Here is a 15715-nt window from a genome sequence, read left to right as displayed (position 1 = left end):
GGAAACCGCTACCGGAAAGGGTGGGAACAGCGCCCGTGGCGGGTATCCCGGACGTCGGTCGATCGAGGGAGATCCGATGCGCACACCCGACACCGCGGTCGTCGACGTGGACGGCACGCTCGTGGACACGAACTACCACCACGCGCTCGCGTGGTACCGGGCGTTCCGCCGGTTCGACCAGACGCTGCCGGTGTGGCGGCTGCACCGGGCCATCGGCATGGGCGGCGACCAGCTCGTCACGGCGGTGGCCGGCGCCCGCTTCGAGGACGAGTACGGCGACGACGTGCGGAAGGCGTGGAGCGCGGAGTTCGAGCCGATGCTGCGCGAGGTGCGCCCGCTCGGCGGCGTTCGGGAGCTGCTGGCCGAACTGCGCGGGCGCGGGCTCGCGGTGGTGCTCGCCAGCTCGGGTGCACCCGAGCACGTCGAGACCTACCTCGACCTGTTCGACGGGCGCGAACTGGCCGATGCGTGGACGACCAGCGAGGACGTCGAGCGCACCAAGCCGGGGCCGGACCTGATCGCCGTGGCGGTGGAGCGGGTCGGCGGTCGTTCGGCGGTGGTGATCGGCGACTCGGTCTGGGACTTCGAGGCCGCGCCGCGGGCCGGCCACCCCGGGTACGCGATCCGGACCGGCGGGTTCTCGACCGAGGAGCTGCGCGCGGCCGGGGCCTGCGGGGTGTTCGACGCGCTCCCGGACCTGCATCAGGCGCTCGACGAGATCCTGCGGTGACCCGCCGGCCGGCGGGACTCACCCCGCCGGTTCCGCGGGGGCGGGCAGGAGTGCGTGCAGCACCCGGCCGGCGCGGTCGGGATCGGGTTCCTCGCCGGTGATCACCTTGAGGTAGACGTAGGACTCGATCACCCGCACCACGGTGTAGGCCAGGTCGTCGACCGGTACCGGGCTGCACAGCTCACCCGCGGCGGTGTGCTCGGTGATCAGGTCGTGCACCAGCCCGATGAGGCGCTGCTGGTAGCCCCCTGCCTGCATCGTGAGCAGGCGCAGGGCGGCCTCACCCTCGTCGGTGATGAAGCGGTGCATGCCGGGATGGGTGTGCACGTCGCGCACGAAGCCGCCCAGTACCGCGGCGAGCCGGGGGCCGTCCTGGTGGCGCTGCCGGTCGAGCCCGCGCTGGATCGTGCGCTGCGTCAGCGACCAGATCACCTCGCGCAGCAGCAGCTCCCGCGACCCGACCCAGCGGTAGAGCGTGGCCCGGTTGACCCCCAGATCGGCCGCCAGCGCCTGCATGTCCAGGCGCTCACCTGCCTGGAACGCGCGCCGGGCCCGGACGAAGGCGTCGAGCGCCGTCGGACGGCCCGTCGTCGTGCCCGCGAGCTGGCGCTGCAACGGGGTGGCTGTCTCGGTCACGGGTCCCTCCGGATGCGTTGACAGCGAGTTTGCGCCCTCGCATACTAGCGCGACACTTCGGCCCACTGTCGCATTTGCGCGACGACGATGCTGATCTGACGCGCGGCGCATCTCGATGAGGAGAACGTCATGAGCACCGAAACCACCGACACCACCGCTACTGCACCCGGCCGCCTCGGCGACCCGGCGATGACGATCGGCACCGACCCGCGGGCCGACCCGCGGATGATCGCCGTGTTCGCCGCGCTGGGGATCGACGGTCACGCCGACGGCGCTCCGGTCACGCCGGAGTCCTCCCGCGAGGAGCTGCTCGGTTTCATCGACGCCGTCGAGGTGGGGTTCGAGGGCCTGTTCGTGGCGCTGGCGGAGGGGTCGCCGCCGCTCGAGGGCGTCACGTCCGAGCTCGTCACAATCACCGGTGACACGGGGCACGAGATCCGGCTCCACATCCACCGGCCCGCGGCCACGACGGGCCCGCTGCCCTGCATCTACCAGGTGCACGGGGGTGGCATGGTCATGCTGGCCACCGAGGGACCGCTCTACACCCGCTGGCGCCACGAGCTCGCCGCCGCGGGCGCCGTGGTCGTCGGCGTGGAGTACCGCAACGGCGCCGGCGTGCTCGGGCCGCACCCCTTCCCGGCCGGGCTGGACGACTGCGCGACCGGGCTGCGCTGGGTCACGTCGCACCTCGACGAGCTCGGCGCCACCAACGTCGTGGTCACGGGCGACTCGGGCGGCGCCAACCTCGCGCTCGCACTGGCGATCAAGGCCAAGCGCGAGGGCTGGGTGGACGAGATCTCGGGCGTCTACGCGCAGTGCCCCTACATCCACGGCGCCTGGGACGACGCGCCCGCCGAGCTGCGATCGCTGCAGGAGAACGACCAGTACTGGCTCAACCGCGGCCTGTTCCCGCTGCTCGCCGAGGTCTACGACCCCGGTGCGAAGAACGCCACCGACCCCACCTGCTGGCCCTTCCACGCCACGGTCGCCGACGTCGAGGGCCTGCCACCGCACGTCATCTCCTGCAACGAGCTCGACCCGCTGCGCGACGAGGGCCTGGCCTACCACCGGTTGCTGCTGCAGGCCGGGGTCAGCTCGGTGGGCCGGATCAACCCGGGCCTGTGCCACGTCGGCGAGCTGCTGTTCCGGGGCACGATGCCCGACGTCTACGCCGCCGCGGTGCGCGACGTCACCGGCTTCGCCCGCGCGCTGGCCGGCTGACCCGACCTCGCACAGGTTCCCCCGTCGTCGCATGGCTTGCACACTGTGCGAGGACGGGGGACGGTGTGCGCAGTCGGGCGCGCGCTGCGACTGACGAGCGATCAGCGCCCGTCGAGCAGCTCGTCCAGCGCCTGCCACTGCGGGATCGTCCCGATGCCCGACGGCTCCCGGATGTTCTTCGTGCGCGTGAACTCCAGCAGGCTCTCGATCGCGTGTTCGCGGCCGTAGCCGGAGTCCTTGAACCCGCCGAACGGCGTCCCGAGCAGGGCCCGGCTGTAGTTGTTGATCATGACGACGCCGGCGTCGATCCCGCGGGCGACGCGCTGGGCGCGGGGGTGGTCGGCGGTGTAGACCGCCGCCAGCAGGCCGTAGGGGGTGTCGTTGGCGAGCGCGACCGCCTCGTCCTCCGTCTCGAACCGCAACACGGCCGCGACGGGCCCGAACACCTCGTCGCGCGCGACCGCCATCGCCGGGGTGACGCCGCTGAACAGCGTCGGCTCGACCCAGAACCCGCCGCGCAGCGCGGGATCGGCGGGCACCGGAGCGGTCGCGGCGACGGTCGCCCCCTCGGCGACGGCCAGTTCGATGCACGACAGCACCTTCGCGCGGTGCACCGCGGTGACCATCGGCCCCACGTGCGTGCCGGGGTCACTCCCGGCCCCGACCCGCAGCCGCCGCACGGCGCCCGCGACCCGCTCGACGAACGCGTCGTGGACGTCGGCGTGCACCAGCAGCCGCGACGCCGCCGTGCACGCCTCGCCCTGGTTGAACATCGCCCCCTCGACGGCGCCGCGCACGGCCGCATCGAGGTCGGCATCGGCGAACACGACGAACGGGTTCTTGCCACCCAGCTCCAGCGTGGCGGGGGTCATCGCATCGGCGGCGAGCTTGAGCACCGCGCGTCCGGTGGCGGTGGAGCCGGTGAACGAGAGGTGCTCCACCAGCGGATGGCCGGCCAGCGCGGCGCCGGTCTCCGGACCGGCACCGGGGAGCACCTGCAGCACGTCGGGCGGGAGCACGCCGGCGAGCAGCTCGACGATGCGCATGATCGTCAGCGGGTCCTGCTCCGGCGGCTTGAGGAGCACGCAGTTGCCCGCCGCCAGCGCGGGCGCGGTCTTCGCCGCGGTGTGGATCGGGGGCCAGTTGAACGGGATGATCCCGGCGACCACGCCGTAGGGTTCGTGCACGGTGTGCGCGCTGATCGGCCCGAGGTCGAACGCCGCGCCGGGCAGCTTGTCGGCCAGCCCCGCGTAGAACTGGAACGAGTTGATGCAGAACTGGATGTCGAAGTGGCGCGAGATGTGCAGCGGCTTGCCCATCTCGAGCGTCTCCAGCGCCGCCAGCTCGTCGGCGTGCTCGGCCACCTGCCGGGAGCACTCCCGCAGCAGCGCACCGCGCTCCCGGGCGGGGACGTGGCGCCAGGTCGTGTCGTAGGCCGCTCGGGCACGGCGCACGGCCGCGTCGACCTCGGCGGCACCGCCACCGTGCACCGTCGTGATCTCCGCGCCGGTCGCCGGGTCGTGCACCACGAAGGCGTGCGCGTCCGACCCCGATGACCACGGGCCGTCGACGGCGGGCAGCGGCGGGATCACCGCGCCCCCGTGATGCCCAGCGCCGCCAGTATCTCGCTGCGGGAGCCCTGGAACGCATCGAGCGCCTCGGGGTTCGCGAGGCTGTCGCGGCTGGCCACGGCATCGGGCTCGGCGCCCATGAGCAGCCGCTTCACCGGGATCTCGAGGATCTTGCCGGTCAGCGTCCGGGGCAGGTCGGGCACCGCGAAGACGTGGTCGGGCACGTGGCGCGGGGAGCACTCGGTGCGCACCACCCCGCGGATGCGGGCCACCAGCTCGTCGGTCAGCGCCTCGCCCGCCGCGAGCGTCACGAACATCGGCATGTGGCCGGGTCCGTCTGCCGCCGGCAGGTCCACGACCAGCGCGTCGGTGACCTCCGGCAGCGTCAGCACCGCGCGGTAGAGCTCTGCCGAGCCGATCCGCACCCCGCCGCGGTTGATCGTCGCGTCGCTGCGGCCGTAGAGGATCCCGCCGCCGCGCGGGGTGATCTCGAGCCAGTCGCCGTGGCGCCAGACCCCGGGATAGACGTCGAAGTAGGCCTCGCGGTAGCGGCTGCCGTCGGCGTCACCCCAGAACGCGACGGGCATGGCCGGCATCGGCTGGGTGACCACCAGCTCGCCCGTCTCGCCGACCAGCGGGTGGCCCTGCGGGTCCCACGCGTCGACGGCGACGCCGAGCACCCTGGCCTGCAGCTCGGAGCGGTACACCGGCAGCCAGGGCACGCCACCGAGGAACGGGCCAGCGATGTCGGTGCCGCCGCTGACCGAGCCGAGCCACAGGTCGGGCCCGAGCTCCGCGTAGGCCCACTCGAAGCCCTGAGCAGAGAGCGCCGAGCCGGTGGAGCCGACGGCGACGAGCGCGGACAGATCGCGCCCCTGCGCGGGATGCAGCTCAGCCTTCATGCAGGCCACGATGTAGCTCGCGCTGGTGCCGAACATCGTCATGCCGGTGGACTCGGCGAGGTCCCACAGCACGCCGAGGTCGGGGTAGCCGGGGCTGCCGTCGTAGATGATGATCGACGCCTCGCTCAGCAGCACCCCGAGCATCACGTTCCACATCACCCAGCCGGTGGTGGTGAACCAGAACATCCGATCGCCAGGCCGGGCGTCGAAGTGGAAGTGCACGTACTTGATCTGGTCGACGAGCATGCCGACGTGGGAGTGCACGATCGGCTTGGGCAGCCCGGTCGTGCCCGAGGAGTAGACGACCCACAGCGGGTGCTCGCCCGGCACGCGGGTGAACTCCAGCAGGGTGTCGGGCCGCTCGAACTCCTCCCAGACCACGGTGTCGCGCAGCCCCGAGAGATCCGCATCGGGGTCGAGGTAGCGCAGCACCACCGTCTGTCCGACGGTCGGCAGCGCATCCTGCAGCGCCCGGACCTCCGCGAGCCGGGAGTAGGCCGTGCCGCCGTAGCGGTAACCGTCGACGGCCAGCAGCACCGTCGGTTCGATCTGGGCGAACCGGTCGACGACGCTGCGCACCCCGAAGTCGGGGGAGCACGCCGACCAGATCGCGCCCAGGCTCATGCACGCGAGCCCGGCGGCCAGCGCCTCCGGGATGTTGGGCAGGTACGCCGCCACCCGGTCGCCCACGCCGACGCCCGCCGCCCGCAGCCCGGCCGCCAGCGCGGCGGTCCGGGCGCGCAGCTCACCCCACGTCCACGAGCCCGGTGCCCTCGATGATCCGGCGCGGTCCTCCGCGGCGAACTGGACGGCGAGCGCGTCGTCGGACTTGCCGCGGAAGATGTGCTCCGCGTAGTTGAGCCGGGCGCCCGGGAACCACTGCGCCCCGGGCATCCCGCGGCGGCCCAGCACGTGGGAGTACCCGTCGTCGGAGAGCAGGTCGAAGTACTCCCAGATCGACGCGTAGCAGTCGTCGAGGTTCTCGACCGACCAGCGCCACAGCGCGGGGTAGTCGTACCGGGGCAGCTCGACGCCGCGGTGCTCGGCGAGCCAGCGCGCGTACCGGGTGAGGTTCGCGGCGGCCCGCCGCTGCGGAGAGGGCGTCCAGAGCGGTGCCGGCTCGCTGCTCATGCGAAGGCCGGGATGACCTTCTCACCGAACAGCTTGATCGAGGCGAGCGCCTTCTCGTGGGTGGGACCCGTCGGGTGCCGGAACCGCATCACGAAGTAGTCCGAGCCGAGCTCGGCGTTCCAGCGCTCGATCTCGGAGATGCAGTGCTCGGGCGAGCCGATGATGAAGCGGTCGGGGGAGACCTTGTCGTAGGTGAACTCGTCGGTGGACGTCAGGTCCGTGATCCACGGGTCCACCAGCGGGCTGTAGCCGCCCGCCTCGTAGTAGAACTTGTGCGAGGTCATCAGGTGCTCGGCGTACTCCTCCAGCGCCTGGTCGGTGGACGGGGCCACCCAGCACTCGCGCAGCACCGCGATCGACGGCGTCTTGCCGGCCTTCTCGGCCGACTTGCGGTAGATCTCGGCGAACATCTTGAACGTCGGCAGGGTGTTGATCACGTCGGTGACCCAGGCGTCGCCGAGGCGCCCGGCGCGGCGCAGGCCCTGTGGCGTCCAGGCGCCCAGCCACACCGGCGGTCGCGGCTGCTGCACCGGCTTCGGCGTGACCCGCATGTTCTTGAAGTGGAAGACCTCGCCGTCGAAGTCCAGGTTGTCGTGGGTCCAGGCCTCCTGGAGGAACCGGACGGTGTCCTCCATCAGCGCGCCGCGCTGGCTCACATCGACACCGAAGGCCGCGAGGTCCTCGCTGACGTAGCTGGCCCCCAGCCCCAGGATGAGCCGGCCGCCGGAGATGACGTCGAGCAGCGCCGCGTCCTCGGTGAGGCGGATCGGGTTGTACAGCGGGGCCAGCGCGACGCAGCTGCCGACCTTCAGCGTGGTGGTCGACCGCGCGACACCCGCGGACACCATCAACGGGTTGGGGAAGTACCCGTCGGCCTGCTGGTGGTGCTCGGTGATCAGGCACGAGTCGAAGCCGACGGACTCGGCGAGCCGCGCCTCGGCCACGATCTCGTTGTAGACACGCGCCATGTCGGCGCCGTCGGGCCAGTCCTCGGTGATGGGGAAGATGCCGAACTTGATCCTTGCCATGACGTCTCCTTCTACCGGGCGGGGCGAGGTCGAGGCTGGCGGGTGTCGAGTCTGGGAGTGGTGAGCGACGGTAGGCCCACTGTGAGCGGGCTCTCAATGGGACAGGCACAGGCTTGCCCCCGGGTCCCTTGTGCCCGACCACAAGTGCGGGCCCGGCTCAGGTGTCGAGGCGCAGCAGGCGTGCGGCGTTGCCGCCCAGGATGAGCTCCCGGGAGGCGGCGGGCAGGTCCGTCATCGCCCTGACGAGCGCGACGGCGTCCTCGTCGCCCATGTCGTAGGGGTAGTCGGTGCCGACGACGACGTGGTCGGCGCCCAGCTGCTGGACGAGGAAACCGAGGTGCGCGGCGTCGTAGACCAGGCAGTCGACGTAGACCTGGCTCAGGTAGCTCGACGGAGCGCGGTCGGGGATCCGGTGGCGGCCCTCCGGGCGCACCGCCCACGAGTGATCCATCCGGGACGCGTAGAAGGGCAGGTAGCCCCCGCCGTGCACCAGGCAGACCCGCAGGGACGACAGCTCCTCGAACAGCCCGCCGTGGATCATCCGGGTGGCGGCAACGGTGGTGTCGAGCGGGTTGCCGACCACGTTGGTCAGGTAGTAGTCGGTGAACCGCTCGCCGTGGGTGAAGCCGTGCGGGTGCAGCAGCACCACCACGTCGAGCGCGGCCGCCGCGGCGAAGAAGGGCCGGAACCGGGGGTCGTCGAGGTCGAGGCCGTTGACGTTGGTGCAGATCTCGACGCCGCGCATCCCGAGCTGGGTGACGCAGTGCTCGAGCTCGGTCACCGCGGCGTCGACGTCCTGCATGGCGACGGTGGCCAGCGCCACGAACCGGTCGGGCCGCGCGGCCGCGATCTCCGCGAGGTGGTCGTTCTGCATGCGGGCCAGCCGGCGTCCGAGCGCGGGGTCGGTCCAGTAGTAGAACTGCGGGGGTGCCGCCGAGAGGGCCTGCACGTCGATGCCCGCGCGGTCCATGTCCTCGATGCGCCGCGCCGGGTCGGTCAACCTCACCGCGAGCGCGGCGAACTGCTGCGTGTTGTAGGCGGCCGTCTCGGCGCCGCTGTAGCGGGTGAAGGGGTCCAGGTGCGCGGGCGCGGGCCCGTCGAGCAGCGCCTCGCACGCCGGCGTGCTCACGTGGTTGTGCAGGTCGACGACCCGGGTCGGGCTCACGTGCCCGGTCCCGCCCCGAGCACGTCCTCGATGACGAACGCGAACTGGAACTTGAGCAGGGCCTGGGAGTCGTGGCAGTCCACGGCGAGCAGCTCCTCGATGCGGCGCAGGCGGTAGCTGATGGTGTTGGGGTGCACGATCAGTGCCTCGGCCGTGGTGGTGGCGTTGCAGCCGCAGCGCAGGAACGCCCGCAGCGTCTCGACGAGCGTGGTGTCGCGGCGCGCGTCGTAGGTGTAGAGCGGCTCGAGCATGCTCTCCATGAACGCGATGAGCTCGTCGGGCCGCTCCACCTGCAGCAGCAGCCGGTAGACGCCGAGATCCCCGAGCGCGACGACCCGGTCGTGCCGGCCGGCCCGCTGCGTGAGGTTGAGCGCGCCGGTGGCCAGCCGGTAGGCGTCGGTGTAGTCGGTGACGTCGAGGCAGGCGCGGCCCAGCCCGACCGACACCGAGCCGCGCGTGCACGACGTGCAGTGCCCGCGCAGCCGCTCCGCGATCTCCGCCGCCTCGGCCAGGTCGTCGCGCCGCGGCCACAGCACGATGACGTCGGCGCCGCGGGCCGCGACCAGTGCCTCGGTGCGGCTGGCGTCGACGACGTGCTGCACCTGCGTCAGCAGCGAGCGGTGCAGCCGCACGGCGCTCGCGGGCGAGACCGCCGGTCCGTCGTCGAGCGGATCGGGACGCAGCACCAGCAGCGTGTGGGGCACCGTCAGGTCGATGCCGAGCTGCTTGGCCCGCGCGAGGGTGGCGAAGGGATCGGTGGTGGGCTTCGCGGTGAGCAGGTCGTCGAGGAACTCGCGCGACAGGCGCCACTCCACCTCCTGCGCCGTACGCAGCTTGGAGACCGCCAGGGCCACCACGCTCGCCCCGCGTTCGAGGACCCGGCGCTGCCATACGCCGCCGGGCTCGGCCATGTTGAACGCCCACACGCGCCCGGCGAGCTCGCCGGCCAGCACCACCGGCGCCACGAGGCCCGCGGCCTGCCCCTCGCGCGCGGGGAGCTCGACGGCGCGGTACTCGTCGCCCGCCTGCGCCAGGAGGGGTGTGTGGCCCAGCCGCAACGCGGTGGCCCGCATCGAGTCCAGGCCCTGCGCGGTGCGGGAGGCGCCCAGCGGGTGCCCCGCGGCGTCCTCGACCAGCACGTCGCTGCGCAGCTCCCGGGCGAGGTGCTCGGTGACCCGCTCCAGGGTCTCGCCCGCCAGCAGCAGCCGCATGAGGTCGCGGTGGACGCCCTCCGCGCGCTGCACCACCCGGTGCTCCTCCTCGAGCACCTCGATGCGCCGGCACAGGTGCGCGGACCGGGCCGCGCCCCGCTCCCGGCGCGCGGTGGCCTCGACGGCGAGCGCCGCCTGGTTGGCGAAGGTCTCCATCAGGACGACCTCCTCCGCGGCGAACTCGCGCGGGCAGGCGCAGTAGCAGCTCAGCACGCCCAGCACCCCGCCGACACCGACCAGCGGCAGCGCGAGGATGGCCCGGTAACCCTGCGCGGAGGCCGCCGCCTCCCACTCGAGGCAGGTCGGGTCGGCGCAGATGTCGACGAGCACCACCGGGCGCTGCGAGCGGAACGCGCGGCTCGACGGGCCCTCCGCGGTGGCGCCGGGGGAGATCCGCGGCGGGCGCTCGGCGTTGACCCTGGCGACGTAGCCCGGCGACAGGCCGTAGGAGCCCTTGATCAGCAGGTGCTGCATGTCGTGGTCGGGCAGCAGCACGGAGCAGAAGTCGTAGCCGGTGAGATGGACGACCGTGCCCGCGATGAGGCTGGCCAGCTCGGACTCGGGCAGGTCGCGGTTGACCGCACGGGCCAGCTCGGCGGCGGCGTCGAGCCACTCGCGCAGGTCGTGGCGCGGTTCCCCGCCGCTCTCCCCGTGGTCGGCATCGATCGCGAGGTGCTTGACCGTGACGCTCATGCGGACCCACCCCCGGCACTGGTGCGTGGTGGGGCGAAGTCTAGGGCCGTCGACCCGCACGTGGGCTGTGTGAAGTCACAACAGTTCGGTTTTCAGGTTGCCGGAGATCCCATGGATCGGGCCGGTCGAGCGCTCCTATCCTCGCTCGACGCGATCGAGCCGGAACGCCTCCGACGAGGAGAACGCCGTGGTCAACGTCCTTCTGCAGCTCTACCCCGTCATCCCGGCCACCCGCCAGGAACGGGAGGAGATGCGGCCGATGGGCCGCAACGCGCAGCGCTACCAGGATCTGCTGGGCGGATGGCACGACATCGTGCGAGCGGCCGACCGGCTGGGCGTCTGGGGCATGGCGACCGTCGAGCACCACTTCCACTCCGAGGGCTACGAGGTCGGGCCCAACCCGGGGATCCTCGACGCCTACTGGGCGGCGATCACGAAGAACGTGCGCCTGGGCCAGCTGGGCTACGTCATGAGCGCGCAGAACCCGATCCGGGTCGCCGAGGAGACCGCCCTGCTCGATCACCTCTCGGGCGGGCGGACGTTCGTCGGGTTCGCGCGGGGTTACCAGTCCCGCTGGACCAACATCCTGGGCCAGCACCTGGGCACCAAGGCGACGCTCTCGCCGTCGGGTTCGCCCGCGGAGAAGATGGCGCTGCTCAGCGACGAGCAGCGGGCCAAGCGCTTCGCCGACGACAAGGTCAACCGCGAGATCTTCGAGGAGCAGGTGGATCTGGTCCTGCGGGCCTGGGACGAGGACAGCATCGACGTCCCCAAGGGCCGCTGGCAGATCCCGTACCCCTACGAGGAGGGCATCGACTGGACGATGACCGCCACCCGGGAGATCGGTGCGCCCGGTGAGATGGACGCCGACGGCCGGATCCGCCGGGTCAGCGTGGTGCCGGCGCCGCTGTCGAAGCAGCACCCGCCGATCTTCGTCTCGAGCAACGCCAGCCGGGAGACCATCGAGTACTGCGGGCCGCGCGGGTTCATCCCCACCTACTTCTCCAAGATCGAACGGGCCGCCGAGTACGGGCAGGCCTATGTGGACGCGGCGGCCACGGCCGGGAAGCACTACGCGCTCGGGCAGAACCAGGCGCTGGTCCGGTGGGGCAACATCGCGCCGACGATGGAGGACGCCCGGCGCAACGTCGAGGCGTGGGACGTCGACATCTTCAAGGACCTCTACGCCGGCACCACGCCGATGATGTTCGATCCCGACCATGCCGTCGACTCGGTGCTGAACAGCGGCCTGTGGGTGATCGGTTCGCCCGACGAGGTGCGCGACCAGTACCTCGAGCAGTGGGCCAAGCTGCCCGCCGAGTACGTCGTGCTGATCTACCACTACGCCCAGCAGCCGGCCGAGAGCGTGATCGAGAACATCGAGATGTTCATGGAGCACGTCAAGCCCGCGCTCGACGCCGTCACGACGTACGGGAAGTAGGCGCGCGATGGGATACCGCGGCGAGGACGTGATCCGCGACTACATCGACCGGTTCTCCAACTGGGGCCGCTGGGGCGCCGACGACGAGCTCGGCGCGCTCAACTTCGTCGGCCCGGCGCAGGTGGTCGCGGCCGCGCAGCTGGTGCGCCAGGGCAAGCTCGTCTCGATGACGCTGCCGTACGACCTGCTGGGGCCGCAGGCGGGCGGGTTCCGCGCGAACCCGCTCAACATGATGACCGCCACCGGCACCGACTACGTCGCGGGCCACCAGGACCCGCTGCCGGCGGGCTGGGGTCCCGCGCACGGGTTCGGCTACGCCGACGACGTGCTGGTGATGCCCAACCAGGCAGGCACCCAGTGGGACGGGCTCTCGCACATCTTCTACGAGGGCAAGATGTACAACGGCCACGACGCGGCGCAGGTCACCGCGAAGGGCGCGAAGCGCTGCGGCATCGAGGTGATGTGCGACCGGCTCGTCATGCGCGGGGTGCTGCTCGACGTCGCCCGCCAGCACGGCGTCGACGCGCTGGAGCCGGGCTACGCGATCACCCCCGACGACCTCGACGCCACGGCGGCGGCGCAGGGCGTGGAGGTCCGAACGGGCGACTGCGTGATCGTCCGCACCGGCATGCTCGGGGAGCGGCGGGGCAACTGGGGCGACTACTCCGGCGGGTCGGCGCCGGGCATGTCGTTGCACACCGCGCCGTGGCTGGCCGCGCACGAGGTCGCCGCGATGGCCACCGACACGTGGGGCCTGGAGGTGCGCCCCAACGAGATCGAGCTGTTCCAGCCCCTGCACGTCGTCGCGCTCGTGCACATGGGCCTGCCGTTCGGCGAGATCTGGGACCTGGAGGCGATCGGGACCGACTGCGCGGCCGACGGCGTCTACGAGTTCCTGCTCTCCGCGGCGGCGCTGCCCATCACCGGGGCCTGCGGGTCCCCGCTCAACGCCATCGCCGTGAAGTAGGCGTCGATGGACTACCGGCTCAGCGCCGAGCAACGGGAGTGGCGCGACCGCGCGCGGTCCTACGCGCTCGATGTGGTCGCGCCCGTGGCGGCCGCGCTCGACGCGCAGGTCGACCCCGCCGCCGCGTTCTCGTGGGAGCTGGTCGAGGCGGCGCACGAGCGCGGCCTGCGGCTGGCGCCGCTGCCACCGGAGTACGGCGGCGGCGGCACCGACTTCCTCACCAACGCCGTCATGCTGGAGGAGATCGCGGCGGCCGACATGGGCGTCTCGGTGGTGCTCGCGCAGACGTGGAAGTTCGCGCAGCTCCTGATGGAGCTGGGCACCGCCGACCAGCACGCCCGCTGGCTGCGGCGCCTCGCCGACAACCCGCGCGGCCTGATGGCGGCGTCGTTCACCGAACCGCAGGCGGGCTCGGACAACGTGCTCACCTACGCCGGGGTGGACGGCGGCATGCAGATGTCGGCCATCCGCGTCGACGGCGGCTGGCTGCTCAACGGCACGAAGCACTACATCTCCAACGCCAACCGCTCCGACACGATCCTCGCGTTCGCCCGCACCGACCCGACCGTGCCCGTCAAGGACGGCTGCAGCGCGTTCATCGTCGGCTCCGACAACCCGGGCGTGCGGTTCGGCGTGGTGCACGACAAGCTGGGGGAGCGGCTGGCGAACAACTCGGAGATCTTCTACGAGGACTGCTTCGTGGCCGACGGGGACCTGCTCGGCGCGGAGAACACGATCCTCAGTGACGTCGCGCGGCTGCTTCGCGGCTCCAACGCCTACGCCGCGATCTGCACCCTCGGCGTCGCCCGCACGGCGCTGACCAGGGCGATCCAGCGCGCCAAGACCCGGGTCCAGGGTGGGCGCCCGATCATCGAGCACAGCGTGATCGCCGCCGAGCTCGGTCAGCTGTGGGCCCAGCTGGAGTCGGCGCGCACCTACGTCTACCGCGCGGCGTGGGCGTCGGACCACGCCGACCCGTTCGACCCGAAGATGGCGGCCGCGCCCAAGCTGATCGCGTCGGAGACCTCGTTCGAGGTGACGCGGCGCTCGCTGGAGATCTTCGGCGGGTCCGGCGTGATGCGCGAGGTCGGCATGGAGAAGCTGCTGCGCGACGCCACGATCTTCCTGCACTCCGACGGCACCAACACGATCATGCGGAAGAAGATCGCCGCCGATCTGGCTGCCCGCAGCGACGAGCAGCTGCGCGATCTCTGGAACTGGTGATGCGCGCAGCGGTGCTCGACGCGTTCGGCGGCGACGTCAGGCTCCTCGACGTCGACCCGCCTCGTCCCGGCATCGGCGAGGTACTCGTCGCGGTCGGGGCCTGCGGCGTCGGGCTCACCCTGGAACGCGGCCGCACCGGCGCGCTGGGCGGCTCGGCGCCGCGGATCGTCGGCCACGAGCTGGCCGGGACCGTGACGGAGGTCGGCGCGGGTGTCACGGCGTGGCGGCCCGGTGACCGCGTGACGTCCTCGTTCTACCTGACCTGCGGGCGCTGCCGGTGGTGCGCGGGCGGCCGGGAGACGCTCTGCGAGAACTGGGGCGGGTTCGTCGGGCTGCACGTCGACGGCGGGCTGGCCGAGTTCGTCGCGCTGTCCGAGCACAACCTCGTGCACGTGCCCGACGGCGTGCGGCTCGACGAGGCCGCGATCGCGGCCGACGCCATCGCCACGCCGTACCACGCGTTCACCGCGCGCGCCCCGATCCGGCCGGGGCAGACCGTGGCCGTCATCGGGGCGGGCGGCGGGGTCGGCGTCCACATGGTGGCCACCGCCCGCGCGTTCGGGGCGCGGGTCGTCGGCATCGAGCTGGACCGGGGCAAGGAACGGCGGCTGCGCGAGCTCGGCTGCGACGTCGTCTGGAACCCCGGTGACGCACCGAACTGGTCGACCCGGTTCGTCGAGGACCTCGGGCTGCGCGTCGACGTCTGCGTCGACACGGTTGCCTCCCGCTCCACGCTCACGAGCGGGCTCGGCATCCTCGGCCGGGCCGCGACCCTGCTCGTCGTCGGGTTCCAGGGTGGAGCGCTCGTCGAGCTGGACCCCCGGGCGCTCGTGCTCGACGAGGTGGTCATCACCGGCAGCCGCTACGCCAGCCGCGCGGAGATCGCCGCGGCGCTGGAGCTGGTGGAGCAGCGCCGCATCGAGCCGGTCATCGGTGCCCGGTTCGCGCTGGACGACGTGGCGAAGGCCTACCGGGCGATGCAGGCGAACGAGGCCTTCGGCCGGATCGTGGTTGACATCGGGGGCTGATCGTCTAGGAGTGCGTGTGCACCTCGCCGCCGTCGACGTAGAGCTGGCTGGCGGTCATGAAGCTGGCCTGGTCGGTGGCGAGGAACAGCACCGCGTTGGCGATCTCCTCCGGGCGTCCGACGCGGCCGAGTGCGGTTCGGGCGGCCTCGTGGTCGAACAGGGCCTGGGCCTGGTCGGGGTCTGCCGCCAGCCCCTTCAGTCCGGGGGTATCGGTCGGGCCGGGTGTCACCGTGTTGACGCCCACGCCGCGACCGGCGAGCCCGGCCGCCCACACCCGGCTGAACTGGTTGAGGGCGGCCTTGCTGGCGGAGTAGGCGCCGAAGCCCGCGAACCCCGGTCCGCCGCCGTCGACCCGGTGATGATCACCGAGGCACCCTTGTTGAGCAGGGGCACGGCCTTCTGCACCGTGAAGACGGTGCCGCGGACGTTGATGCCGAAGGTCGTGTCGAAGTCCTCAGGCGTGATCTGCTCGATCGTGCCGAACGTGCCACCGCCGGCGTTCGCGACGAGGACGCACGCTGCTGGCGCAGGAGCTCGTGCAGCGGTGGCAGGCGGTGGCCGAGGGTGGGCTGCCGCCGGACACCGACCCCGCCGCCCTCGGGCGGCTGATCTTCGCCGTGCTGCAGGGCGTCGAGTTCCTCTCCAAGACGGGGATGGCGCCCGCGGAGCTGGCCGAGATCGGGACCGCCGCCGCGCAACGGGTTCTCCCCAACGCGTTCGGGGACGGGTGTCGGGCTGCGCCGCCCCGGCAAGCAGGGTAGGAATCG

The 15715-nt window shown here is 72.1% G+C and carries 13 protein-coding genes and 1 pseudogene; 7 read left to right on the top strand and 7 right to left on the bottom strand.

The window, feature by feature from the left end; translation table 11 throughout:
• The first annotated feature begins 76 nt into the window (after window positions 1-76).
• Window positions 77-730, top strand: coding sequence for an HAD family hydrolase (locus ACFPFQ_RS37525; RefSeq protein ID WP_379627627.1), 654 nt, complete (start codon window positions 77-79; stop codon window positions 728-730).
• 18 nt (window positions 731-748) lie between these two features.
• Here ACFPFQ_RS37525 and ACFPFQ_RS37520 read toward each other — a convergent pair whose 3' ends face one another.
• Window positions 749-1366 (bottom strand): QsdR family transcriptional regulator, encoded by a 618-nt coding sequence (locus tag ACFPFQ_RS37520; RefSeq protein ID WP_379627625.1) that lies wholly within the window; start codon window positions 1364-1366, stop codon window positions 749-751.
• A gap of 129 nt (window positions 1367-1495) precedes the next feature.
• On the opposite strand from ACFPFQ_RS37520, the gene ACFPFQ_RS37515 reads away from it, so the two are divergent.
• Window positions 1496-2587, top strand: a complete 1092-nt coding sequence (locus ACFPFQ_RS37515; RefSeq protein ID WP_379627623.1) for an alpha/beta hydrolase fold domain-containing protein — start codon at window positions 1496-1498, stop codon at window positions 2585-2587.
• Window positions 2588-2688: 101 nt separating this feature from the next.
• Here the strand turns inward: ACFPFQ_RS37515 and ACFPFQ_RS37510 are convergent, their stop codons facing one another.
• The 5 genes from ACFPFQ_RS37510 to ACFPFQ_RS37490 all read right to left on the bottom strand — a co-directional run bounded on the left by ACFPFQ_RS37510 (window position 2689) and on the right by ACFPFQ_RS37490 (window position 10288).
• Window positions 2689-4179, bottom strand: coding sequence for an aldehyde dehydrogenase family protein (locus tag ACFPFQ_RS37510; RefSeq protein WP_379627621.1), 1491 nt, complete (start codon window positions 4177-4179; stop codon window positions 2689-2691).
• A complete protein-coding gene (locus ACFPFQ_RS37505; RefSeq protein WP_379627619.1) occupies window positions 4176-6191 on the bottom strand; it encodes an acetoacetate--CoA ligase in 2016 nt (671 codons plus the stop codon). The genes ACFPFQ_RS37510 and ACFPFQ_RS37505 overlap by 4 nt, the downstream gene beginning before the upstream one ends.
• Window positions 6188-7219, bottom strand: coding sequence for an LLM class flavin-dependent oxidoreductase (locus tag ACFPFQ_RS37500; protein ID WP_379627617.1), 1032 nt, complete (start codon window positions 7217-7219; stop codon window positions 6188-6190). The genes ACFPFQ_RS37505 and ACFPFQ_RS37500 overlap by 4 nt, the downstream gene beginning before the upstream one ends.
• A 157-nt stretch (window positions 7220-7376) precedes the next feature.
• Window positions 7377-8384: an amidohydrolase family protein gene (locus ACFPFQ_RS37495; RefSeq protein ID WP_379627615.1), complete on the bottom strand. Its 1008-nt coding sequence runs from the start codon at window positions 8382-8384 to the stop codon at window positions 7377-7379.
• Entirely contained in the window at window positions 8381-10288 is a 1908-nt protein-coding gene (locus ACFPFQ_RS37490) for a helix-turn-helix domain-containing protein (protein ID WP_379627613.1), read from the bottom strand. The genes ACFPFQ_RS37495 and ACFPFQ_RS37490 overlap by 4 nt, the downstream gene beginning before the upstream one ends.
• A 187-nt stretch (window positions 10289-10475) precedes the next feature.
• On the opposite strand from ACFPFQ_RS37490, the gene ACFPFQ_RS37485 reads away from it, so the two are divergent.
• From ACFPFQ_RS37485 to ACFPFQ_RS37470, 4 genes are read left to right on the top strand one after another with little or no spacing between them, the layout of a single operon-like run.
• Window positions 10476-11729: an LLM class flavin-dependent oxidoreductase gene (locus ACFPFQ_RS37485; RefSeq protein ID WP_379627611.1), complete on the top strand. Its 1254-nt coding sequence runs from the start codon at window positions 10476-10478 to the stop codon at window positions 11727-11729.
• A gap of 7 nt (window positions 11730-11736) precedes the next feature.
• Window positions 11737-12696, top strand: a complete 960-nt coding sequence (locus ACFPFQ_RS37480) for a cyclase family protein (RefSeq protein WP_379627609.1) — start codon at window positions 11737-11739, stop codon at window positions 12694-12696.
• A gap of 6 nt (window positions 12697-12702) precedes the next feature.
• On the top strand, window positions 12703-13920 hold the full coding sequence (locus ACFPFQ_RS37475; RefSeq protein WP_379627607.1) for an acyl-CoA dehydrogenase family protein: 1218 nt from the start codon (window positions 12703-12705) through the stop codon (window positions 13918-13920).
• A complete protein-coding gene (locus ACFPFQ_RS37470; protein ID WP_379627605.1) occupies window positions 13920-14948 on the top strand; it encodes an alcohol dehydrogenase catalytic domain-containing protein in 1029 nt (342 codons plus the stop codon). Before ACFPFQ_RS37475 ends, ACFPFQ_RS37470 begins: the two co-directional genes overlap by 1 nt.
• A gap of 4 nt (window positions 14949-14952) precedes the next feature.
• On the opposite strand, the pseudogene ACFPFQ_RS37465 reads toward ACFPFQ_RS37470, so the two are convergent.
• A pseudogene (locus tag ACFPFQ_RS37465) lies at window positions 14953-15413 on the bottom strand (SDR family NAD(P)-dependent oxidoreductase).
• A 71-nt stretch (window positions 15414-15484) separates the two neighbouring features.
• On the opposite strand from ACFPFQ_RS37465, the gene ACFPFQ_RS37460 reads away from it, so the two are divergent.
• The gene (locus ACFPFQ_RS37460; protein ID WP_379627720.1) at window positions 15485-15709 is read left to right on the top strand and encodes a hypothetical protein; all 225 of its coding nucleotides are present in this window, start codon (window positions 15485-15487) and stop codon (window positions 15707-15709) included.
• Window positions 15710-15715 lie beyond the last annotated feature (6 nt).

It is taken from the genome of Pseudonocardia sp. GCM10023141 (genome assembly GCF_042653605.1).
Note: the sequence above shows the minus strand (reverse complement) of the source record. Positions and strands in the feature narration are given on the sequence as shown.